Annotated in this window: 26 protein-coding genes; 5 read left to right on the plus strand and 21 right to left on the minus strand. The window is 38.1% G+C overall.

All coding sequences use genetic code 11. The annotated features are described in order from the left end of the window. Positions 1-7: 7 nt before the first annotated feature. From JNUCC51_RS02450 to JNUCC51_RS02460, 3 genes are read right to left on the minus strand one after another with little or no spacing between them, the layout of a single operon-like run. Positions 8-694 (minus strand): hypothetical protein, encoded by a 687-nt coding sequence (locus JNUCC51_RS02450; RefSeq protein WP_337990675.1) that lies wholly within the window; start codon positions 692-694, stop codon positions 8-10. Further along, on the minus strand, positions 691-1,962 hold the full coding sequence (locus tag JNUCC51_RS02455; RefSeq protein WP_337990676.1) for a Trk family cation transporter: 1,272 nt from the start codon (positions 1,960-1,962) through the stop codon (positions 691-693). The genes JNUCC51_RS02450 and JNUCC51_RS02455 overlap by 4 nt, the downstream gene beginning before the upstream one ends. A gap of 14 nt (positions 1,963-1,976) precedes the next feature. Next, positions 1,977-3,746: a glycerophosphoryl diester phosphodiesterase membrane domain-containing protein gene (locus JNUCC51_RS02460; protein ID WP_337990677.1), complete on the minus strand. Its 1,770-nt coding sequence runs from the start codon at positions 3,744-3,746 to the stop codon at positions 1,977-1,979. A gap of 257 nt (positions 3,747-4,003) precedes the next feature. On the opposite strand from JNUCC51_RS02460, the gene JNUCC51_RS02465 reads away from it, so the two are divergent. Beyond that, positions 4,004-4,219 (plus strand): hypothetical protein, encoded by a 216-nt coding sequence (locus tag JNUCC51_RS02465; RefSeq protein ID WP_337990678.1) that lies wholly within the window; start codon positions 4,004-4,006, stop codon positions 4,217-4,219. Between the two features lie 41 nt (positions 4,220-4,260). On the opposite strand, the gene JNUCC51_RS02470 is transcribed toward JNUCC51_RS02465, so the two are convergent. The 7 genes from JNUCC51_RS02470 to JNUCC51_RS02500 form a co-directional block, all read right to left on the minus strand. Continuing rightward, entirely contained in the window at positions 4,261-5,835 is a 1,575-nt protein-coding gene (locus tag JNUCC51_RS02470; protein ID WP_337990679.1) for an amidohydrolase, read from the minus strand. Between the two features lie 13 nt (positions 5,836-5,848). After that, entirely contained in the window at positions 5,849-6,406 is a 558-nt protein-coding gene (locus tag JNUCC51_RS02475; protein WP_337990680.1) for a biotin transporter BioY, read from the minus strand. A 147-nt stretch (positions 6,407-6,553) separates the two neighbouring features. After that, the gene (locus tag JNUCC51_RS02480; RefSeq protein ID WP_337990681.1) at positions 6,554-7,216 is read right to left on the minus strand and encodes a TIGR04104 family putative zinc finger protein; all 663 of its coding nucleotides are present in this window, start codon (positions 7,214-7,216) and stop codon (positions 6,554-6,556) included. Continuing rightward, positions 7,203-7,718, minus strand: a complete 516-nt coding sequence (locus JNUCC51_RS02485) for a sigma-70 family RNA polymerase sigma factor (RefSeq protein ID WP_049666144.1) — start codon at positions 7,716-7,718, stop codon at positions 7,203-7,205. The genes JNUCC51_RS02480 and JNUCC51_RS02485 overlap by 14 nt, the downstream gene beginning before the upstream one ends. Before the next feature lie 652 nt (positions 7,719-8,370). After that, positions 8,371-9,816 (minus strand): GGDEF domain-containing protein, encoded by a 1,446-nt coding sequence (locus tag JNUCC51_RS02490; RefSeq protein WP_337990682.1) that lies wholly within the window; start codon positions 9,814-9,816, stop codon positions 8,371-8,373. A gap of 521 nt (positions 9,817-10,337) precedes the next feature. Continuing rightward, complete coding sequence (locus JNUCC51_RS02495; RefSeq protein ID WP_337990683.1) at positions 10,338-11,540, minus strand: hypothetical protein; 1,203 nt, start codon at positions 11,538-11,540, stop codon at positions 10,338-10,340. Then, positions 11,533-12,039: a sigma-70 family RNA polymerase sigma factor gene (locus tag JNUCC51_RS02500; RefSeq protein ID WP_337990684.1), complete on the minus strand. Its 507-nt coding sequence runs from the start codon at positions 12,037-12,039 to the stop codon at positions 11,533-11,535. Before JNUCC51_RS02500 ends, JNUCC51_RS02495 begins: the two co-directional genes overlap by 8 nt. A gap of 274 nt (positions 12,040-12,313) precedes the next feature. Here JNUCC51_RS02500 and JNUCC51_RS02505 point away from each other — a divergent pair, with 274 nt between their 5' ends. The 4 genes from JNUCC51_RS02505 to JNUCC51_RS02520 all read left to right on the plus strand — a co-directional run bounded on the left by JNUCC51_RS02505 (position 12,314) and on the right by JNUCC51_RS02520 (position 13,731). Next, complete coding sequence (locus tag JNUCC51_RS02505; RefSeq protein WP_337990685.1) at positions 12,314-12,445, plus strand: hypothetical protein; 132 nt, start codon at positions 12,314-12,316, stop codon at positions 12,443-12,445. A gap of 57 nt (positions 12,446-12,502) precedes the next feature. After that, the gene (locus tag JNUCC51_RS02510; protein WP_337990686.1) at positions 12,503-12,943 is read left to right on the plus strand and encodes a MerR family transcriptional regulator; all 441 of its coding nucleotides are present in this window, start codon (positions 12,503-12,505) and stop codon (positions 12,941-12,943) included. Further along, positions 12,930-13,283 (plus strand): DUF4260 domain-containing protein, encoded by a 354-nt coding sequence (locus JNUCC51_RS02515; protein ID WP_337990687.1) that lies wholly within the window; start codon positions 12,930-12,932, stop codon positions 13,281-13,283. The genes JNUCC51_RS02510 and JNUCC51_RS02515 overlap by 14 nt, the downstream gene beginning before the upstream one ends. Positions 13,284-13,434: 151 nt before the next feature. After that, entirely contained in the window at positions 13,435-13,731 is a 297-nt protein-coding gene (locus JNUCC51_RS02520) for a YrdB family protein (protein WP_337990688.1), read from the plus strand. A gap of 47 nt (positions 13,732-13,778) precedes the next feature. Here JNUCC51_RS02520 and JNUCC51_RS02525 read toward each other — a convergent pair whose 3' ends face one another. The 11 genes from JNUCC51_RS02525 to JNUCC51_RS02575 form a co-directional block, all read right to left on the minus strand. After that, on the minus strand, positions 13,779-14,741 hold the full coding sequence (locus JNUCC51_RS02525; RefSeq protein WP_337990689.1) for an MBL fold metallo-hydrolase: 963 nt from the start codon (positions 14,739-14,741) through the stop codon (positions 13,779-13,781). 177 nt (positions 14,742-14,918) lie between these two features. Beyond that, positions 14,919-15,488 (minus strand): DUF6434 domain-containing protein, encoded by a 570-nt coding sequence (locus tag JNUCC51_RS02530; RefSeq protein WP_337990690.1) that lies wholly within the window; start codon positions 15,486-15,488, stop codon positions 14,919-14,921. A gap of 148 nt (positions 15,489-15,636) precedes the next feature. Beyond that, positions 15,637-15,858 carry a hypothetical protein gene (locus tag JNUCC51_RS02535; protein WP_100544391.1) on the minus strand — a complete coding sequence of 74 codons (222 nt, stop codon included), beginning with the start codon at positions 15,856-15,858 and terminating at the stop codon, positions 15,637-15,639. A gap of 10 nt (positions 15,859-15,868) precedes the next feature. Beyond that, a complete protein-coding gene (locus JNUCC51_RS02540) occupies positions 15,869-16,930 on the minus strand; it encodes a LolA family protein (protein ID WP_337990691.1) in 1,062 nt (353 codons plus the stop codon). Beyond that, a complete protein-coding gene (locus tag JNUCC51_RS02545) occupies positions 16,930-18,378 on the minus strand; it encodes a HAMP domain-containing sensor histidine kinase (RefSeq protein ID WP_337990692.1) in 1,449 nt (482 codons plus the stop codon). Before JNUCC51_RS02545 ends, JNUCC51_RS02540 begins: the two co-directional genes overlap by 1 nt. After that, the gene (locus JNUCC51_RS02550; protein WP_337990693.1) at positions 18,375-19,073 is read right to left on the minus strand and encodes a response regulator transcription factor; all 699 of its coding nucleotides are present in this window, start codon (positions 19,071-19,073) and stop codon (positions 18,375-18,377) included. The genes JNUCC51_RS02545 and JNUCC51_RS02550 overlap by 4 nt, the downstream gene beginning before the upstream one ends. A gap of 190 nt (positions 19,074-19,263) precedes the next feature. Next, positions 19,264-19,572, minus strand: a complete 309-nt coding sequence (locus JNUCC51_RS02555; protein ID WP_337990694.1) for a hypothetical protein — start codon at positions 19,570-19,572, stop codon at positions 19,264-19,266. 50 nt (positions 19,573-19,622) lie between these two features. Then, complete coding sequence (locus tag JNUCC51_RS02560; RefSeq protein WP_337990695.1) at positions 19,623-19,832, minus strand: hypothetical protein; 210 nt, start codon at positions 19,830-19,832, stop codon at positions 19,623-19,625. Positions 19,833-19,979: 147 nt separating this feature from the next. After that, positions 19,980-20,156: a hypothetical protein gene (locus JNUCC51_RS02565; protein WP_337990696.1), complete on the minus strand. Its 177-nt coding sequence runs from the start codon at positions 20,154-20,156 to the stop codon at positions 19,980-19,982. A gap of 60 nt (positions 20,157-20,216) precedes the next feature. Continuing rightward, entirely contained in the window at positions 20,217-21,233 is a 1,017-nt protein-coding gene (locus tag JNUCC51_RS02570; protein WP_337990697.1) for an inorganic phosphate transporter, read from the minus strand. Positions 21,234-21,248: 15 nt separating this feature from the next. After that, positions 21,249-21,869 carry a DUF47 domain-containing protein gene (locus JNUCC51_RS02575; RefSeq protein WP_049666165.1) on the minus strand — a complete coding sequence of 207 codons (621 nt, stop codon included), beginning with the start codon at positions 21,867-21,869 and terminating at the stop codon, positions 21,249-21,251. Positions 21,870-22,339: the final 470 nt, after the last annotated feature.

Below are 22,339 nucleotides of genomic sequence, written 5' to 3' on the forward strand. Positions count from 1 at the left end.
CGGGTTTTCAGTCATCTTCCGCGAGTATTCTCTCTGCTTCCGCGGCGGGTATTCTCCCTGCTTCCGCGAGTATTCTCCTTGCTTCCGCGAGTATTCTCCATGCTTCCCGCGAGTATTCTCCTTGCTTCCGCGAGTATTCTCCTTGCTTCCGCGAGTATTCTCCTTGCTTCCGCGAGTATTCTCCTTGCTTCCGCGAGTATCCTCCTTGCTTCCGCGAGTATTCACACTTTTTCTGCGAGTATTCACTCTGCTTCCCGCGGGTATTCACTCTGCTTCCGCGAGTATTCTCTCTGCTTCCGCGAGTATTTTCCATGCTTCCGCGAGTATTCTCCCTGCTTCCGCGAGTATTCTCCATGCTTCCGCGAGTATTCTCCATGCTTCCGCGAATATTCTCCCTGCTTCCGCGAGTATTCTCCTTGCTTCCGCGAGTATTCTCCCTACTTCCGCGAGTATTCTCCATGCTTCCGCGAGTATTCTCCATGCTTCCGCGAGTATTCTCCTTGCTTCCGCGAGTATTCACTCTGCTTCCGCGAGTATTCACTCTGCTTCCGCGAGTATTCTCTCTGCTTCCGCGAGTATTCTCTCTGCTTCCGCGAGTATTCTCCTTGCTTCCGCGAGTATTCTCCTTGCTTCCGCGGCAGGTATTCTCACTGCTTCCACGGGTATTCTCACTGCTTCCCGAGGATATTCTCACTGCTTCCGCGAGTATTCTCCATGCTTCCGCGGCGAGTATTCTCCTTGCTTCCGCGAGTATTCTCTCTGCTTCCGCGAGTATTCACTCTGCTTCCGCGAGTATTCTCCATGCTTCCGCGAGTATTCTCCTTGCTTCCGCGAGTATTCTCCCTGCTTCCGCGAGTATTCTCCTTGCTTCCGCGAGTATTCTCCTTGCTTCCGCGAGTATTCTCCTTGCTTCCGCGAGTATCCTCCATGCTTCCGCGAGTATTCACACTTTTTCTGCGAGTATTCACTCTGCTTCCCGCGGGTATTCACTCTGCTTCCGCGAGTATTCTCTCTGCTTCCGCGAGTATTCTCCATGCTTCCGCGAGTATTCTCCATGCTTCCGCGAATATTCTCCATGCTTCCGCGAGTATTTTCCATGCTTCCGCGAGTATTCTCCTTGCTTCCGCGAGTATTCTCCCTGCTTCCGCGAGTATTCTCCATGCTTCCGCGAGTATTCTCCATGCTTCCGCGAGTATTCTCCTTGCTTCCGCGAGTATTCTCCCTGCTTCCGCGAGTATTCTCCTTGCTTCCGCGAGTATTCTCCCTACTTCCGCGAGTATTCACTCTGCTTCCGCGAGTATTCTCCTTGCTTCCGCGGCGAGTATTCTCCATGCTTCCGCGAGTATTCTCCCTGCTTCCGCGAGTATTCTCCTTGCTTCCGCGAGTATTCTCCCTGCTTCCGCGGGTATTCACTCTGCTTCCGCGAGTATTCTCCCTGCTTCCGCGAGTATTCACTCTGCTTCCGCGAGTATTCTCCATGCTTCCGCGGCGAGTTTTCTCCTTGCTTCCGCGGCGAGTATTCTCCCTGCTTCCGCGGCGGGTATTCTCCTTGCTTCCGCGAGTATTCTCCTTGCTTCCGCGAGTATTCTCCTTGCTTCCGCAAGTATTCTCCTTGCTTCCGCGAGTATTCTCCATGCTTCCGCGGCGAGTATTCTCCATGCTTCCGCGAGTATTCTCCATGCTTCCGCGAGTATTCTCCTTGCTTCCGCGAGTATTCTCCTTGCTTCCGCGAGTATTCTCCCTGCTTCCGCGGGTATTCACTCTGCTTCCGCGAGTATTCTCCCTGCTTCCGCGAGTATTCACTCTGCTTCCGCGAGTATTCTCCATGCTTCCGCGGCGAGTATTCTCCTTGCTTCCGCGGCGAGTATTCTCCCTGCTTCCGCGGCGGGTATTCTCCTTGCTTCCGCGGGTATTCACTCTGCTTCCCGCGAGTATTCTCCCTGCTTCCCGCGGGTATTGCATATAATCATATTCATTTAAAACATAAATTGAAGTAGGTTTAGTATACGCTGTAAAAAATATTCACGCTGATTTTGTTTTTTCCTTAATTTTAGAGCCACATCTGGGAGATCGGTTATGACTCCATTGACATTTTTCCGAATAAAATCGTGTAATGATTGATCTTTATTTAATGTCCATACAAACAAATCAATTTTTTGTTGCTTCATCTCAGCGATAAGCTGATCTGTTACCCATGCTTCCTCAAGTGAAATAAAATCAACCGTTTCATCCATCGGACCAATATTTAATGCGTAGACAATCCCAACACGTAAGTTCGGTGCCAATTTTTTTAACTGTGACATCATTTGTGGATCTGATGATTGTACATAATACTTATCGAGCACCTTATAAGCTTTTAGTTTTTCTACTAACTTGGGCAATACATCTTCCGTTTCTTTACCATGAACTTTCAATTCAATCAGTAAGGAAACATTTAGTGCTTTTGCTATTTCAATAAAATCATCTAAAGATGAAATTTTGTCGTTAAAGCCATTCGCATGAATCGTTAACGTCTTTAATTCACCGAGCGTCATATTGGCGATTACACCATTTTTACCTGTAAGTCTTCTTAATGTTCGATCATGAAATACAACGAACTGTCCATCTACCGTTTGCTGAATATCTGCCTCGATTAAGTCTGCACCTGCACTTGCTGCGCTGACAAGGCCACTGATTGTATTTTCCACATTACCCTCCGTGTAGCCACGATGAGCAATAATTTTGGTATCTGGTGCATAGACACTTTTCTCTAACGAAATTATGTTTATCACACTTAATGCGATGAAAACAAACAAAATGATGAATAACAATGGCTTATTGCGCCTTCTCCGAAATTTCGGTGTAAACCTTGATTTGACTAAAGGCGTATTATAGGTAAAAGCCACCAATACTTGTGAAAACATTGCTTGCAGTATACTAAATAACACAACGAAGACTATTTCTAAAAAAGCAAGAGTAATCGCCGCTGTGACAAGTGCTGTACTCGGTATCAAACGCTCCAAAATATATAATGGCAAGGAGCTTATAAGTGTAATTCCAAGCATCACCAGTAAGTGAACCGCAACAATCAAAGCTAATAATCCAAGGATTTTAAACAAGCCCTGCTTTGATAAACGCCAACTCTGTATTAAAGAACGAAATAATGATATTTTGGGCTGTATTGCAAAAATCGGCAATGCCAAAATGCTACGTATACCCACTATTATTAAAACTATTACTACAACAGCATAAAGTAAACGACCAAATAGACTGCTCATTATTTCATCTGTAAAAAAATGGGGGATGGACAATATTTGAGTTAACGTTAGTGGAAATATAAGTGAAGCTAATGGCCATAAAAGTGCAATATATAGAAATAATAAAATGACTTGAATACTAAAAAAAGAAATAGCCTTACGATTAAGCTGCTGCCATATGTCTAGATATCGATAGCGAATTCCCCGTTGTTGATAAAAGGCCATTAAAAAAAGAAAGCCCATTTCATAATAAATAAATAGCAACATGAGCATGATCAAAAGAATAATCATCGAGATGACAAAGGGATGCACCATAAAACTTTGAATATTTTGCTCCGTAATATGTGTGTAGCCCGTTACTTGCAGCATAAGCTTAAATACGATAGCCGTCATAGGAACAATTAATAAAAACTGAAATAACTTAATCAGTGCGAAAACCCGTATATAATCGAAGCGATACATATAAATATTGTAGACGGCTTGTCGCATTACTTGTCCCTCTTTGTGCATTTTCCCACCCCAGTCATACCTATCGTATCCCCTATCTTAAGCATCTTTACGAATTTTATAAGCTCTTCCTATATGATATGTAAAGCAATTTATTTTAAATTACTTTTCCCATTTGAAATACAATTTGTTCCATATAATATGCGCGGAAAAATGATAAGATTTCTGTATTTTTAGTGTCTATAAATATTTTCTTGAAACTTTTTTGTATGTAACTCAGTAAATAATACAATCGAAACAAATTAAGGGGGCTAATAAATATGAGACAAACATTTTTTAACTTTGGAGATATTAGTACAACCGTACTTCTTGTAATTTTCCTGGCCCTATTTTTCGTCATGATTAATATGATAAAAAAAATGAAATCTACAGCTCCTGTGCCTCCCCAAGAAACTCTTCAGCAAAAAGTAGATGATTTAACAACACGAGTGACATCTCTAGAACATCAAGTAAAAAATTTATCAGAAAGACGCTAGCTCCTAAAAAAATATTGATGAATGAAAAAACGCTGTAAAGTTTATTCTTTACAGCGTTTTTCATAAACGATACGGCCATCAACAACCGTATATGCGACTTTTACTTGTGGAATGTTCTCAATATCTATTGTAAAAAGATCTTCTTCTAAAACTGTGAAGTCTGCTGTATAACCCTTTTCAATCTTTCCTCGAACATGGTCTTGAGCTATTATTTGTGCAGATCCTACAGTATAGATTCTTACTGCTTCAAAACGTGAAATCTTCTCTTCTGGACCGTAGCCGTTATGGGATTCCCCAAAATTCCGTCTTGTTACTGCAGCATATATACCAAATAAAGGATTTGGCACTTCAATCGGGGCATCACTGCCACCCGCAACGACTAAACCACGATTTAACAGCGATTTTAATGGGTGCAAACCTTTCGCTCTTTCTTCTCCTAGCCTAGCTAGTTCCGCCGAATATTCACCCTGGACAAATTGAGGCTGCATATCTATTGCGACAGGCAATGCAGAAAGTTTTTCTAGAATATCTTCATCAATCAAGCTGCAATGAATAACACGATCTAATTGTCCTTCGCGGGGTGGATAGGCGGCAAATACTTTTAAAATTGTTTCAATGGCTAAATCACCAATGGCATGAACCGCCACTGTTTGTCCATGCTGACGTGCAAGTTGAACATATTCCGCTAATTGTTCTGTTGAATGTACAAGCATACCGTAATTACCTGGCTCATCACAATATGGTTCTCGTAGGGCAGCCGTCCGTCCTCCAAATGCACCATCGATAAAGATCTTCATTGCACCAAACTCTAGATACGGAGAAGAAAGTGCCTCCATATTGGCAACTTCCTCAAATACCGTGTGGTGTTGTAATAAATGAACTTTAAACGATTGCTTTGCCTCGACAATCTTCCGAAAAGCATTTATTGGTTGAATCGGTGGTCCGTAGTAGCTTAAATCCTCAGAATGGCCACCCACTAAACCATATGATTGCAAAGAGACTACCGCCTTTTCAAGAGCATCCTCAATATACTCAGGCGTAATATGAGGCATATGGTTTACAATCATATACAATGCTGCATCCTTTAAGACTCCTGTTAGCTGTCCATCCACTTTATCAATGACGCCACCTTCTGGAGATGTTGTGTCCTTTGTAATTCCCGCAAATGCCAACGCTTTGGAATTAGCCAGAATTAAATGATGGCAGCTTCGCTTAATAATTAAATGGGCATCCCCTAGAGCATCAAGCTCCGCTAATGTTGGGAAAATAGGATCTTCAAATTGAGTCTCATTTAGTCCTATAGCAATCACCCATTCATCAGTGGGAACTTCTAGCATCCGCTCACGAATAATTACTAGTAGCTCGTCCTTACTTCTGACGTTCGAGACATCAATATGCTTTAATTTCTCCCCGTAGCCAATAATATGTAAATGGCTATCGACAAAGCCTGGATACATTACATTTCCTTGTAAATGTCTAATAGAAGTAGCTTGTGGCGACAAGCTGTCTACTGAGCCTGTCGCCACAATTTTCCCTTCTTTTACAAGGACTGCTTCAACTGTTTCGCCAACTTGTGCCATCGTGTAAATCTTTCCACCTGTCCATAACGTTGCCAAAACAATTCGCCTCCTATGCAATCGCTTCTATTAAACGTGCACTTTCTAAACGTCGACGAACAATTACGCCAACCCATGCTGCCAGAATCGCTTTTAAAATACCGACAATGATAAATGGTGCCACACCGCCCATAAATGCTGCAGTCCAACTTAAGTCTGCTGCAACTTTTAACCAAACCGTTCCAAATGCTAATGTCACAACCATCCCTATCAGATTCGCAATAACAGCGTGGAAGATTGTAATGCCAAATTTATCTAAGTATAAGCCCATAATAACTGCCGTAACTAGGAAGCCTACAATATAGCCACCTGTTGGGCCAACCAAAATTGCAAATCCTCCCGACATACTACTAAATACCGGAAGACCTACTGCGCCAAGTAATATATAAATTAGTACTGAGAACGTACCAAGTCTTGTCCCTAAAATCGTTACGATTAAGCCTACTGCTAATGTTTGTCCTGTAATCGGTACAGGTGAAAATGGTAATGGAATGCTTACTTGTGCTAACACGGCGATAATCGCTGCACCAAATGCTGCCAACACATAATTATATGTACTACTCTTTTTCAAACTAAATTGCCTCCCTTTGTATGTTAACTCACGCTGAAAACAAGTTAACACAAAGATAATGCAAATAAAAACTGTTGTCAATCTATTTTGAAAAATTGCTATAAAAAAAGAAATTGCTATAGTGAACTAACAATTTCTCTTCATAAATTACCAAAGTGGATCATTGATAGGATCTTTTTCTTGTAAATCAAAGACATACGGTGCTAATAGCCGATAATAAATAAGAACACCCACTATAAAGAAAATAATTCCAATCGTAATATTATCAAAAACAAATTGCATAAAAACGAAAAAAGGAATTGGAAATGTTAAAATGCCACCCACTTGCATAGATTTTTTCGTACGATATTGTTTCTTCCCACAATAAGGACATTCTAGTTGTCCATTTTTCCGGTACATTTTTCGAGCTTGCTTTTCTGACCAAGTTTCCCCACACTCAATGCATACCGGAAGGCCATATCCTTTCTTGATTAACACCCGTTTAATAATCATAGCAATCCCTACCAAAAAGCTAAAAAGCAATATACCTTTTACTAAATCGTATTGTAAAAATGTCCATATACTCCATGTGTCCGATTTTTGCTGTAAGCTAGCTGCCTGATGACTTCCTGAATTTTTATTGTGTGATAATAAATAACTAAAACCAATGACAAAAAGCGTAAACGTAGCTAGTACAACGCGATATTGCCACGGACTACTTCTTCTTTGTTTAGTTTTACTACGAGCTTTTTGGGCAATCATTAATTTCTTCTCATCTGTAAGCTTTACATCTCGAAGTTCTTTTAGCACCTCTTCTTTAAATTGATTCATGGCGTAACACCTCCCAATCATAATCACCGATTGCTGTTGCAAGTTGCTTTCTAGCACGCTGTAATCTTGTGCGTATCGTTGCCTCCGGACAACATACGAGCTGTGCAATTTCTACTGTCGTCATATCCTCAAAATAATAGAGAATCAACACTTCCCTATATGCCACCGATAATGTAAACAAAGCTTCCACTAGCTCTCGTTTGGTAGACTTTGCAAGAAATTCTTTTTCAGGCGTAACCGCTGTTGTACGTCCTGTTATTTTTTCAAAGAGTGTCAGTCGTTTACTTTTCCAGCTACGCAAATAATCGTGGCTTCGATTGACCGTCATTTTCACTAAATATGTACGTAATGATGATTCTTGACGAAATTGCTCCTGCTTTTGATAAAAGGCGATAAACACATCCTGCACAATGTCTTCTGCTGTTGCTTCATTTTTCACATATAAATAAGCAACCTTTAATAAATAGTCACCGTGCTCCGCAATAATTTTTTCGATATCCATCGCTGTCCTCACCTTCTTTCTAAACTACTGACGGACCCCACTTCATTTCCGATTCATTTTTTCAAAAAAATTTTTTAAAGAAAGTATCCATTTTACTTAATTGTTGTTTTTTCGTATCAAAAGCGTATTCGAGAATTTTCGAATACGCTGGTTTTAAAGTGACAAATACATAAAAATCTACCTTTATAACGTTTCAATTTTTTGAAAAATCTCTTCGTAAAGGGTATCTAACCCTTTTTCATCTTTTAAAAAGAAATACCAAGCATCTTCTCTATTTGCATCTACATCAGATAAATAAATTGTCGTATGTGAACCATTATGTAAGCTTACTTATGTTTCTTTCATTTATTTATCATTATACAAATATTCTCAAATTTATTATGCTATCATTTTTCCTCGGTGCGTTAATAGATGTTCTTTATTCGCATTGGATAAATTTTATAATCCCAGTGATAATCTCGACTCTCTTCATAACTTTTCCTCCGTCGAACATATATAATTTATTAATCAAATATTAACACCTTAATTAAATAGAACCAAAAGAAAAAGAATCTGCAAAACTCCAACGACTGTTCGTTGAAGTGAAACAGATCCTTTATAATTGGAAACACCACAATTTAAAATTCACCAGTACCATCATCTGACCTGGTTATTAACTATTTCCCACATCGCTATATTGATTATAGATCGTGATTTGGTTACGACCATTACGTTTGGACTCATACAGTGCTGTGTCCGCGATATGAATTAACTCTTCGACCACGGTAATCTGGCCTTGTTTATTTGTACTTACGCCAATACTAAATTCCAACTGAACGTTCTCATCATTGATTGTTAAGGATAGAGAGTTTAATGTTTGATAGAGATTTTCTGTCATCGTTTGAACAGATTCACCTTCCTGTAATTGACAAAGTACAATAAACTCGTCCCCGCCAAAACGAGCAACTATCGACTCAAAAGGTTGAAAATAGTCCTTTAATGTAGTGGCAGTAATCGTTAAAGCATCATCACCAAATAAATGACCATTTGTATCATTAATTTCTTTAAAATGGTCTAAATCAATCATCATCAATGCTAATTGTTGATTTTCTACTGAAGCTTTCTCCACCATCTTCTCTGCATTCTCATCAAAATAGCGTCGATTATAAATATTCGTTAATGGATCAATGTAAGAGGTTTTTTCAAAATGTTTTTTCTGGTCATTGTACTCCATCTCAAATAATAAATGAGTATAATTTTCCCTTTGAATTTCTAGCAAAATGTTAATATACTCCTTTTGTATCGCGCACAATATAAGTTTATTACCTTGCTTTTCTATTAGCCTCACCAAAGAATTGTAGATCGTTTGAAGCATAGATAAATCATTATTTTGTAAAGCATAGTGCTTTGACTTTTGATACAAATCAATGGCTTCGCCAACGCGTCCCTGTTTTTCACAAAGTAATGCATAGGCATTTATAACCTCCAATTGTACCTTTGAATAAGGTGGTTTCTGAATCGTCACTAACAGCTCTTGCAATAATTCCCCAGCTTCATCAAATTCCTCCAAGCAAATGTGGGCAACAGCTAAGTTTATTTTTGAATAAATAATCCCTGAATATGGATTTTCATGCTTTGTCTCAAAATAATTAGCATAGTATAAGCTCTTTAATGCAAAATCCTTCGCTTTTTGATGGTTCCCTAAAGAGTTTTCTAGGTCGCTCAAATTATTATAAATTTTCCCTATACTATCTATATGTTGAATACGCTCAGCAATCTTTAGTCCCTTAACCATAAACTCTTTCGACTTCTTAATATGGCCAAACGTCCCCCAATAAATGGATGCTAAAATATAATGATGGATTAAATCGATATCATCGCCATATTGAAAGGTTAATTCGCGATACTGCTCAAGCACACTAATGGATACTTGCAAATCACCTGTTTGGAAATAGCTTGCACAGCTATATCGCAATAACAGAATTGCTTTTTTATACATACCAAGCTCAATAGCACTTTCAATTGCGGCACTACTTAGTTCTATATATTCTATAAAGCGATTCGCTTCATACAATTCATTTAGTGTAATCCATAATTCTTCAAACTCATGTGTGTTCATACCGCCCCTCCTTATATTCGCCCTACTTCTTTAATACTATCTTTATGCGCATAATATTACAATTCCTCGGACTCATTTATTTCCAAATTAATGTGTAAAATTAATCTCAAAATACCATGCAGTGATTCATTTCTCCCAAAATGGTGATACACAATCTGTAAAATGGAAAGGGAGCTTAGTAAGTAAGTGGGGGGTAGTTCAAGACAGTACAATAACTATAATTTCCAGACAAATAAAAAACAAGCCTCTGCTCTAAAGAGGCTTGAAGAATGTTGGAATGAAAATAAATTAATGTGGATTTCACCATAAAATGGGGTGATATTCGTTCTGGCTGATTGCTTTCCTTGTAGCGTCCAATGAGCCCTTGGACAAGCCACAAAAGCGTTATCACACATCTTTGTCGCCGTGATTCCTATTGGAGTCGCCTAACCTTCACTTTAATCAACAACCTTATATTCATAAACCATTTAAGGCTGATTTTCATTTCAAGTGGGCAAGAAAAAAGGTTTGTCTGTTTACGATTATTTAATACCTACTATCTTCTTTAGCTCTTCTGATCTTTTTTGACTAAGATGTACAGTACCGTAACCTACTTTATTCAAATAAAGTGATTGACCATAACTTAGCCAGACATCTATACGAACTCCTTCTAGCATAAATGAATAATCTGGAGGGGTTCCCATATCTCCGGCAGGCTGCCACTCTGTTTTTCGAAAGAATTGCATAACTTCCTGTTCATTTTGAATGTTGAGCTTAGTAGTAACTGTTGGTTCACTAATTTCCACATTGTTTAATACACCGTAGTGTGTGACAATTCCATTTTCATCAATTGACTGGTTACTATTTGATTCTATTCTGACATAATCTCCTTGCTTTACAGGCAAATCATCCAAAACCGGATACCAAGTAGCTTTTGGGTACTTTTTCACGATTTGCTCTTGGGAAAGGTTTTCTAAGTCCTTCGGAATAACACCTTCAACAAATAGAAAAGCATTGGATTCTACCTCTATTTTTATAACTGTTCCCAAATAAATAATTCCTTGTGAGCTACTATAATAATTCTTGATGCCATTTTGCTCTTCAAAAGTTTTTGCCTGCTCTACAAAATGTTTATCAAAATAACGAAGAGCATCTTGAGCGGCTATTTCTTGTACTATACCTTTCGGAAAAGTGGGGTATTTTTCAAGATAAAAGGTTTCAAGCTTTTTTTTAGCTGTATACATAGGTAACAACGGCTCCAAATACTTCTTAAAATATTTTTCGACTCCCTCTTCTTTAAAAAGATCAGCATATTCAGGTACTTTTTGTATCCTAACAAGATCTTCATAATGCTCATTTCTCACAGCTTTTAGCTCTTCCTCAGAATAATGAAGACCAAGTGACTTCGCATAATAATAAATGGCAACTACGTTCTTATAGCGTTCGAACGCCTCTTTTGTGTAAAATCCCTCGTCTTGTTTACCCCAATTGATGCGTATGATTTTTTCAAAATGAGTAAGTTGTGTTTCATTAAATACGTTAGAAGATTGTTTCGTTTCCTTATTTAGTAGCTGTACCAAGACAAATCCAGCTAAGCAAAACGTCACAATTGCCGTTAAAAGCGTGAAAAGAATGGGCTTTTTAGCTTTGATAACTTGCTGCTGTAAGACACGTTTTTTGACACGCTCTTTACTCTCTTCCATATCCCCTGCTACTTTCATCAATTCCCTTTGCCATTCATTCATGTCCAAGCACCTCCCATTCCTCTTGCTTAAAATGAGACTTTAAGGCTTCTCTCGCCCTTTTTAACCTTGTTTTCACAGTGTTTTCTACAATTCCTAGAACTTGTGCTATTTCGGCAATCTTCATTTCTTCATAATAATAAAGGATGATTGGCTCTCTATATGTTAATGGAAGCTTTAAAATAGCTTCCCCAATATGCGATCTTTCCTCCGATTCAACCAATGTATCGCGCTGTATGTTAGCCTTCACTGGAAATATTTTTTCTTGTAAAATTATTTTTTTATAATGCCAGCTTTTTAAATAATCTTTGCTTCTATTAATTGTTAACCTAGATAAATAAGCACGGAGCTTTCCACGTTCCTCATAGCCTTGCTGCGAAAATTTTATAAAAACCTCCTGCACGATATCCTCTGCCGCGTGTCTATTTTTCACGTAAAAATAGGCGAGACGCAATAAATGCTCTGCATGTTCATCCATAATTTTTTCAAGTATGCCGTTCACCTCCCCCTCTTACACTATAAACGACTGCTAATTAATGACCGTTTCACTTAATTTCAAAAAAATAAATATCAATTATGCCTCAGCATAATTGCGTCCGAAATCGGCTTTGTGCATAGGCCGGCAGATGTTTTTTGCGCAAAAGCTAGCGTCAGCGGCATGACGCAGGTCAGTTAGCCGTTATCGCATGGATGCGATGATTTTAGGCTAACATCCTATGTGAACTCCTTTCCGATTCCGTGACATCCGCCGGAGGCTTTGGGCCAACAGATGTTTTTTGCGCGAAAGAGTAGCGGCAGCGGCAACACAGCATGATGTTGGTCACTCAGTCATTGCCACAGGACGTGGCGTTCTTAGACTGAGTTCCTCTATTTTAGTGGGTGTCCAAACACCTACTGAAAGAATTTAAAATAGCATTGACCTTGGAGCATACTCCAATGTTAGGATTAATTCAGGAGGTGCTCACATGCTTATCAAACAATTCGCAGCTAAGTATAATTTATCTACTGATACCGTTCGTTACTATGAAAAAGAAGGGTTACTACACCCAAATAAACAGGATAATGGCTATCGAGTGTATGATGTCACTTGTGAACATACAATAAAATTTATTTTAGTACTAAGACAGCTTGGCTTTACATTACAAGAAATCAATCAGCTTTTGACACTAGAGCAAAAGCCAACTTCAGATGCCTGCAATCAAAAAACAGTACAACTATTCTCAGCTAAAATCACCCACATTGAACATCAGTTAATTTTTTATCAGCAAGCACTACAATCCTTACAGCTTACTCGAACATTAATGGCTGAAGGAAAATACGAAGAAAATAAGTTGGTCATCGGCTCACTTATCGAGGATATGTTTAATAAATTACAAGAAGGAAGTGGTCATCATGAAACTACGTAAAATTATCTCATTTGAATACTTAATAGCATTTTTAGTAAGTATATTTTTCTATTGGCATTTTGATTTTTCGTTCCTATATTTTGTATTGTTTTTATTACTACCTGATATAAGCATGTTAGGCTACGTAGTAAACACAAAAGTTGGCGCAATATTTTACAATATTGGCCATAGTTTAGTTATGCCAGCCATTCTCTTGATTTTAGGCTTTGTCACTGTATCGACACCGCTACTAATGGTCTCTATAATTTGGCTTGCCCATATCTTTTTAGATCGTGCACTAGGCTATGGATTAAAATATGAAGAAGCCTTTAATAAAACTCATTTACAACAAATAGCTTAAGGTAGAATTTGCGATCCTATCGGAGGTTTTGTTAACTTTTTTAGCGAAATGTTCGTGGTTATATCGGCGATGAGCTTTTTTATCAGTAGTTCTGTTCACTTTAAGAGCGTTTATGTTTACCCTTTCAAAAACCAATTTTTGGAGAAATAACATGGTGTTGAATTTAGTTCTTCGCTTTCTATTAGAAATTTGTGTGTTAATGGCTTATGGGTATTGGGGTATACAAACTGGGAAGGGCATATTCTTCAAGCTTTTACTTGGCATTGGGGCACCGGCTTTGTTCGTAGTTATTTGGAGTTTGTTTGGTTCACCTAAAGCAACTTTTCCATTGAATGGACCTATGCATTTTATGCTTGAATTTGTAATATTCTCTTTAGCCGTCATAGCTCTATATGCAGTAGGACGGACACAATTAGCTATTGTATTTGCAATACTAATTTATCATTAATCAGATTTTATTGTCCGTATTTCATCAAAGCTAAAAAATCCACTTTTTTAAAAGGTGGATTTTTTAGTTTTTTGAAGGTAAGTGTATATCGTTGTAAGGTTAGCTTTAATACCGTTTACACCCTTCCATTCTCTATACACTTTAGGTATATCAAATCCAGAGATAAATTCTTCCAGTGACAATTTGTATTGAATAGCTTCTTTCGCGCGGTAAGTGATTAAAGATAAATATTCAATTAATGTATCGCATAAAGCCAGATCTGAAACATTACCATGACCAGGTACAATTTTACTTATATCAATTTGTTTAACTCGCTTTAATATGGACAAGAAATCTTCAGGGTTATAGATCGGTACATGTAGATCTTCTGTCACTATATCACCCATAAAGGCTATTTTTTCTTTAGGTAAGTACATAAATGTATCGCTCGGCGAATGTCCCCCGCCTAAACAGTATAATTCCACAGTTCTATCTGCACCAGTTATGGTCAATTTTTCTTCAAACAACATGGATGGTAACACAATTTGCAATTGAGATAAGTCTTCCAACACTTTCGACATTTCTTGATATTGATTGATCAAACTCGCTTTTATTATGGTATCCTCTGTTGAATCGATTTGTTTTTTTAGCTGAAGCAAATAATGATTCATGTCTTGCTTTTCCTTCTCATAATCTTCAATCTTATTTTTTTCTTTGCACATTCTCTCCGTTACATATGTAGAAATAATCGTTGTATCTGAAAATACTTGATTTCCAAAAACGTGATCCCCGTGATAATGACTGTTAATCAGATACTTTACTTTCTTACCCGTTAAACTTTCAGCTTGACGTCTTAACTCTTCCCCCGCTGATGGAGTACTTAGCGAATCAAAAACTAAAAGCTCGTCACCTAAATCAATTATTCCCGCATTACTCCAAGCACCTTGACCTGGTTTAGCAATGGCAGCAAACACACCATCACATAAAGTATGCAAAGTAAAATATTCTGTTTCTACTATCTCTTGTTCCATACATAGCTCCCCCTAGCAGTTTTTACATATTATAGCATTCAAAATTTAAAAAAGGATGTTTCTTAAAGATTGTTGCTGTCCTACTTCACAATGAGGTATTGGTTTCGCTGGCTTTAGAATGGAAAATACCAAAAATCAAATCAATTAATTGTATAGATGTTAAAAGCTATTAAAAGTCTAATTTTCAGGTATATATTTGTTGCTTCCAGGGAGTTTCTTAATTTTATTCCAAGCTTCAATCGCTTCTGCACGACTTTTTCCTTTGTTATTTGAGTCAGAAAAAAAGTCACGAATGAATTGATTGTATTCAAACTGAGGAGGAATTTTCTTCTGGTGGGATGGGTCTTTCTTGCGTTTTTCTTCTTCATACCAAGCATCTACAACATCACGATACGTTTTTCCAATATTGTTTTTAATGTAGTTTTGGATATAGGTAGAAAAATGGAACTTTGGAATTACAGTCTTGAAAAATGCTCTCACATCTTGGCTACATCGATGATTTTCCGTAATGACTGTATCAAGGCTGAGCTCACTGATAGTTCGAGATTTATTATTAGCCTTTAAATTTCTCTGTAGTTTTTTTATCTTTCCTGTCCTAAGAAATGTTTCAATTCTATCTGAAATCTCTATTTTAGAACCCGATGCGCTTATTCCATTATCTCTACAAAATGTTTGCAATTCTTCTTTCAACCAATAATAATCCATAAAATCTTGAATACTAATTTCTTTTGTAAGAATAGGTCTCATTCATAACACTCCTTATAAACACATTCATATTATAGAATGTTTGCTATTTAATGTAATCAAATTTTATTATTTTAAATAGCAACAAACTTTACTAAAACACCTAAAAAAAGAAAACCCACTCTTTTTCAGAATGGATTTTCTCATTATTTTAAATAAGTCGCTTAATTTTCGTTTCATATAATGCAACAATTAGTAAGCCACCAAGTATAGGGGTTAAAGAACTAAAACTGAAATAAAAACCCCCGTCATTGTATTGTCCGAAGAAATGAAATTGCAGCCACGGGACACCATATGTTTCACCTATACCGTATAAAAAAACTGTGCTAAATAAAAACAATGCGAGACATTTAATAAATTCATTGCTCTTCATACAATTCACCTCACTTAACGATGGTCATTTGTTTTGCGTATGCTACAAGGTCTTCGATTGTTAGCTTAGAGTTTGCAAGAAAAATGCTATATTGATAGCCATTTTCCTGCCAGCTAATACAACGGAAATTTTGCTCATCCATTACAGTACCTTTTTGACCTCGGATGTCCATTTCTTTTTCACCTAAAATAGGCTCTTCCTTTGTAGCTTTACTATTTGCTTTAAAAACTGTTACTGAAATATCTTCTTGGCCATTCTTCGCATAACTAAAGGTATACTCTGAACGATTTTCTATCCCTTTATCTAATGAAATTTGCTCCAAAGTTAGTCCATTTTCTTCCGGCACCATTAAAAATTCGCCAAGCTCGTTTTTCACTGTATCCAGTTTTACTAATTCAGATCCATTTATTTCTTCCACTTTTGCATCCTTTGGAATATCAATTGTAAATTTTGCATCATCAATTTTTGCATTTTCATCCATTTTCGTATACTCTGTTATCATTTTATTTCCAGCGCTATTCGTTATTGTTTTTAACGTTACCCATGTTTTTTTATCAACCCAAACTTCTATATCACCTATTAAAGTATCATCTTTTTTTGCTTTCGCTACAATTTTATACGTATCTCTTCCAGCAATCTTTTCTTCTCCATCAATTTTCACATCATGTGTATCCTTTACTAGATTAAATAGTAATTCTGCCTGATCTCTTGGTGATTTGAATCCATCTAAACCGTCTTTGCCTAAATCCATTTTATTAACAGTGTTTTTTACAACATCATATATAATGACTTGTGAACCATTGTTGACTGTGATGATATGTTCACCATTTTCAGCTGTTGTCTCTATTCGTCGTTTACCATCTTTAGCCCACTCCTTAACTTGAGCTTTTCCACCAACGTCACCCATATCCATTTTGTATTCAGCGTAATAAGTAAGTGGTTCTTTCGTTTCCTGCATTGCTTGATCAATAATTTCCTGTGGTGAATATGATCCCTCTGTATTACAACCAACTAAGCTGAATGTTAGTGCTGCAATTAAACCTGCTGCACGTAATGATTTTTTCCAATTCATTATGAAATCTCTCCTTTATACGGTGGCAACCAGCAAAGTACAGCTGTTCCATAGCCCTCTTTCGATACGAGCTCTACTGTCCCACCATGCTTTTCAATAATTTGTCTTGCTATGTTTAAACCTAGTCCAGTTCCCCGCTCCCCGGCTTTTGTTCTTGCCGTATCTGCCTGGTACATGGGCTCAAATAACTTCTCAATATCCTCTTTTTTTACGCCTTGCCCGCTATTTTGCACAATGATATACATACCATCTTGCTGTTCCTGTGCTGGCGATACAAAATCAAAGCACCATATTGGACACTTTCCTGCCCTTACGGCTGCTAAGCCTATCGTCGTACCTACTGCCCCGTAGCGCCAAGCATTACTCATTAAATTGTCGATCACTCGTTGAAGCTGCTTCGGATGAACGGCATATATCCCCTCTATGTCACAAGTAACTTCAAGCATAAATCCATGATCCTTGCTTAGCTGTTCATAATCAGATAGTGCCATTTCAAAAAACTCAGCCCCATCTACTTCTATAAGATCTAAATTATAGCTTGTAGATTGCAGTAAAGTGTACATTAGTAAATCCTCTAACATCTGCTTCATCGTTTCAGACTTTGTTAAAATAATTTGACGGTACTCGTCCTGCAGTTCTTCCGATAACACCTTGCTTTGTAAAGACTCCGCATATGCTTGAATAGCTGTAAGAGGTGTTTTCAAATCATGCGAAATACTTGCAATCATTAGCTCCTTCTGCTGTTGTTCAGCTTTTAAATGAGCACGAGCAGTTTCAATTTCTTCCTGCATGGCAAGAAAGGTTTGAGCAAGTTCACCAATTTCATCTTTTCTTGCCACTAAATCCGATTCCACATGCTCCCCCTTTGCAAAAGCACGCATTTGCCGCATCAGTTCTTGCAGTGGTCGATTCAATTTGCGATTAAGTAGCAATATAACTGCCATATAAATTAGGAGAAACAATAATATTACTCCGACCATTACAAACCAAGAACGATTTTCTACTCCCTGTTTCCAGTCCGTCCGAACTAGTTGAATTTCATAAATTCCAAGCAATTCGCCGTTTTGATAAACCGGTTCTTTATACATAAAGGCGTTGTACTTTTGTTTTAGTTCATATAGGTTCTTAAAAACCTGTTCTTTCGACGCAAATCTTGTTGTCAACGGATTGGAGGAATACAAAACAATACCCGTTTTGGAATAAAGCGTAATAGCTAGCTGATCATTCGTAAAAGTATTCACTTCTTTTAAATTTGCATTTCTTTTATATAATTCAGGATTACCTATAACAGATTTTATATCATTAAGCTCAGTCAGCTTTTCAAAATATTCTTCAAAGCTTTTTTCATGGTAATAGGCATTAATCCATACATAAAGGCTATACGCACCTGTTATCGGTAAAACCATCACAATGAAAAAAGTGATGAGTAACCATGTTTTTATTTTCATAGCGGTTCACCAATAAATCGATAGCCCTTCCCCCAAACCGTTTGTATATAATAAGGGGTTTTGACTGGGTCCTTTAGCTTTTCTCGTAGCGCCTTTATATGTACTGTAACTGTATGTGTGTCATCTACACTTGCCTGTTGCCAAATATGCTGATAGAGCTCTTCTTTTGAAAAGGTTTGACTTGGATTTTTCGCAAGTAGTTTTAACAGAGCAAATTCCTTCTGTGTTAAGGCGAGCTCTTGATCATCAAGGCGCGCTGTTTCCTTTTGCCAATCAATTTTTAAGCCGTGTGCAAAGGATGTAACATCTTCTGTTATCTCTTTTTTCGTATAACGTTTCCAGCGACGTAAGTGTGAGGCTACACGTGCCTTTAACTCCTCTAAGCTAAACGGTTTAGCTATATAATCGTCAGCGCCCTGCAAACCCTCAACCTTATCTGACTCTTCCTTACGCGCACTCATCATTAAAATAGGAACATCACTTTCCCAACGAATATTTTGGCAAACAGTAAGACCATCCATCTCAGGTAACATCCAATCGACTAACACTAAATCGAACGTATCCGCTTGAAAATCCGCTAGCCCTTCAAGTCCTGTTGTTGCCCAAGTAATCTGGTAACCCTCCAGCTCAAGCGTATCCTTCACAATACGTCCAATCGCCGTATCATCCTCAATCAGTAATAGCTTTTCTTTCATCTGTTTTCCTCCTGTACTAACCTTACTATGTAAAAAGACATTTTTTCTGAACTTTATACTTTCTTTATAATTACCATAGATCTGGCTATCCGTCACTTTCCGATTTTTATCCGTCAATTGGGATGAACTTTCCGTCGCTTCTCCCTCTCAATCCGTCGTTCTGTTCGAGCTTTCCGTCGCTTCGCCTTTCCTATCCGTCGTTCTGTCCAGTCTTTCCGTCACCTTCTTTTCTATCTGTCGTTCTAACCGGACTTTCCGTCGCCGCTCGGACATCCGTCGCTTCTCCTTCTCCATCCGTCGTTCTGCTTGAGCTTTCCGCCGCTTCGCCGTTCCTATCCGTCGTTCTGTCCAGTCTTTCCGTCGCCTTCTTTTCCATCCATTGTTCTGCATGGATTATCCGTCGCTTCTCCCTCTCAATCCGTCGTTCTGCTCCAACTTTCCGTTGCTTCACCTTTCCTATCCGTCGCTGCTCGGACATCCGTCGCTTCTCCATCTCCATCCGTCGTTCTGCTCGAACTTTCCGTCGCTTCGCCTTTCCTATCCGTCGTTCTAACCGGACTTTCCGTCGCCTTCTATTCCATCCATCGTTCTGCTCGAACTTTCCGTCGCTTCGCCTTTCCTATCCGTCGTTCTGACCAGTCTTTCCGTCGCCTTCTTTTCCATCCGTCGTTCTGCTCGAGCTTTCCGTCGCTTCGCCTTTCCTATCCGTCGTTCTGACCAGTCTTTCCGTCGCCTTCTTTTCCATCCATCGTTCTGCATGGATTATCCGTCGCTTCTCCCTCTCAATCCGTCGTTCTGCTCGGCCTTTCCGTCGCTTCGCCTTTCCTATCCGTCGTTCTGTCCAGTCTTTCCGTCGCCTTCTTTTCTATCCGTCATTCTGCATGGATTATCCGTCGCTTCTCCCTCTCAATCCGTCGTTCTGCTCGGACTTTCCGTCGCTTCGCCTTTCCTATCCGTCGTTCTGTCCAGTCTTTCCGTCACCTTCTTTTCCATCCGTCGTTCTGCTCGAGCTTTCCGTCGCTTCGCCTTTCCTATCCGTCGTTCTGATCGGACTTTCCATCGCTCCAATCGTCTCTTTGCCACGATAAATCCAATTCAAATAAAAAAAGGAATGCACATAATTTGTGCATTCCTCCCAATATGTTAGAAAAATAAACTTAATATAAAGTAAATAGCTGCGGCCATGACTGCGGAAATTGGCATGGTGATAACCCATGTTGTTATAATTTTACGTGCCATGCCCCATTTAACACCTTTTACACGATGCGCTGTTCCTACCCCCATGATAGAGGAAGAAATAACATGCGTTGTAGATACTGGTAAGTGAATTAGTGTTGCACCGAAGATGATGGATGCAGAAGCAAGGTCTGCTGCAACCCCGTTTACTGGACGGATTTTCATAATCTTGCCGCCAACTGTTTTGATGATTTTATAACCACCTACAGATGTACCAAGACCCATCGCACATGCTGCTGCAAAACGTACCCAGAAAGGAATGTCATCTGTGTGATGTAAGCCGCCAGCAATTAATGCGAGCGTAATAATCCCCATCGCTTTTTGCGCATCGTTTGTACCGTGAGTAAATGATTGTAATGCTGCTGTACCAATTTGCATTGTTCTGAAGCCTTTATTCGTTCGATATAAGTTCATATCTTTAAATAACACTTTAAATAAAGACATCATTAAGAAACCGGCTGCAAACGCAAGTAATGGCGAGAAAATAAGTGCCTGAATAATTTTTATAAAGCCGCTATAGTTTAATACATTAAAACCTGCCGCTGCAATTGCAGCACCCGCCACAGAACCGATCAATGTATGTGATGAACTAGAAGGAATTCCAAAGTACCACGTTACTAAATTCCATGTAATTGCTGATAATAATGCCGCTAAAATAACGACAGAACCTGTAATATCTCCATCAAAAGCATTTAAGCTGAACGGGTCAACAATATCCTTTGTTAATGCTTTCGCTACCCCAACGAATGTAATAGCTCCGATGAAGTTCATAAGTGCAGCCATATATACTGCTGTACGTGGCCTCAATGCCCTTGTTGATACAGAAGTTGCTATCGCGTTGGCTGTATCATGGAAGCCGTTAATAAAATCGAACACAAGCGCGAACATAACGACTAATATTGTTATTAGTAATATCGTATCCATTTCTTACACTCCATCTTACGCGTTACGCATAATTATTGTTTCAATTGTGTTTGCTACAGTTTGGCAGTAGTCTGCAATATCTTCAAATTGTTCATATATACTCTTGAACACCATGATGCGCATTGGATCTTTTTCTTGAATAAATAATTGCTTCATAGAAGAGCGGAAAATTTCATCACATTCACGCTCATAGTCCTTAATTTGAATTGCATGTTTACGCATTTCAACAAGTTTTTTACTATTTAATAGCTCCATTGCCTGGACCATTTCGTCTGTACTTTTCGCAATATATGTTAAAAATTGACGCATCGGCTCTGTAACTTCTGTTAAATTATACATGTCAAAATGAGCAATACAGCCTTCCATACCATCAATAACATCATCTAATTTATTGGCAAGTGCTAAAATATCTTCACGCTCGATAGGTGTCATAAATGATTTATTTAGCATAACGATAAGTTCGTGAATCAATTTATCTCCACTTGTTTCATATTGCTTCATTGTGTCTGCGATTTCTTTTAGTGAATCTATATTTTCAATACGTGCATTATGTGCATAGTAAATACCTTCTTTGACATTTTTAGAAATGTTTAATAATGCTTTGAAAAATGGATCTTGCTTGTTTGAGTTGAACATCGTGTTCCTCCTGTTGAATGAATATTGTCGATTTCTGCAATCATCATAACAAAACTTTCACATATTTCTACAGATTTTTAAACATAAAATAGTTGAATTTACAAAAATGTAATATAAAAATAGCCACAATTATTTTTAAGTGCTTTTCCAAGTTGAAAACCTTGGAAACTCAATAACAAAAATTATCGATTTTTCTTCAAATATTACCGTTTTTTCTTTCATTTTTATAAAAATACTTGAAAAAACTTTTTTCCCTTCTATTTTTTTATCGTTATGAATGTTAAGGAATTGTAAACGATATTTACATTCCTTCATTGTTATTTATTACAATTCGCAGTACTTTTATAAGAAAAGTGTAACTTAATAAGGATGTGAGTATCATACATATGGACATCGATTTACTATCACTTGTAATACTTTTAGTATTTGGCTTTATCGCATCTTTTATCAATTATGCCTCTCATAATTGC

This window comes from Lysinibacillus sp. JNUCC 51 (assembly GCF_015999525.1).
Classification (GTDB): Bacteria; Bacillota; Bacilli; order Bacillales_A; family Planococcaceae; genus Lysinibacillus; species Lysinibacillus xylanilyticus.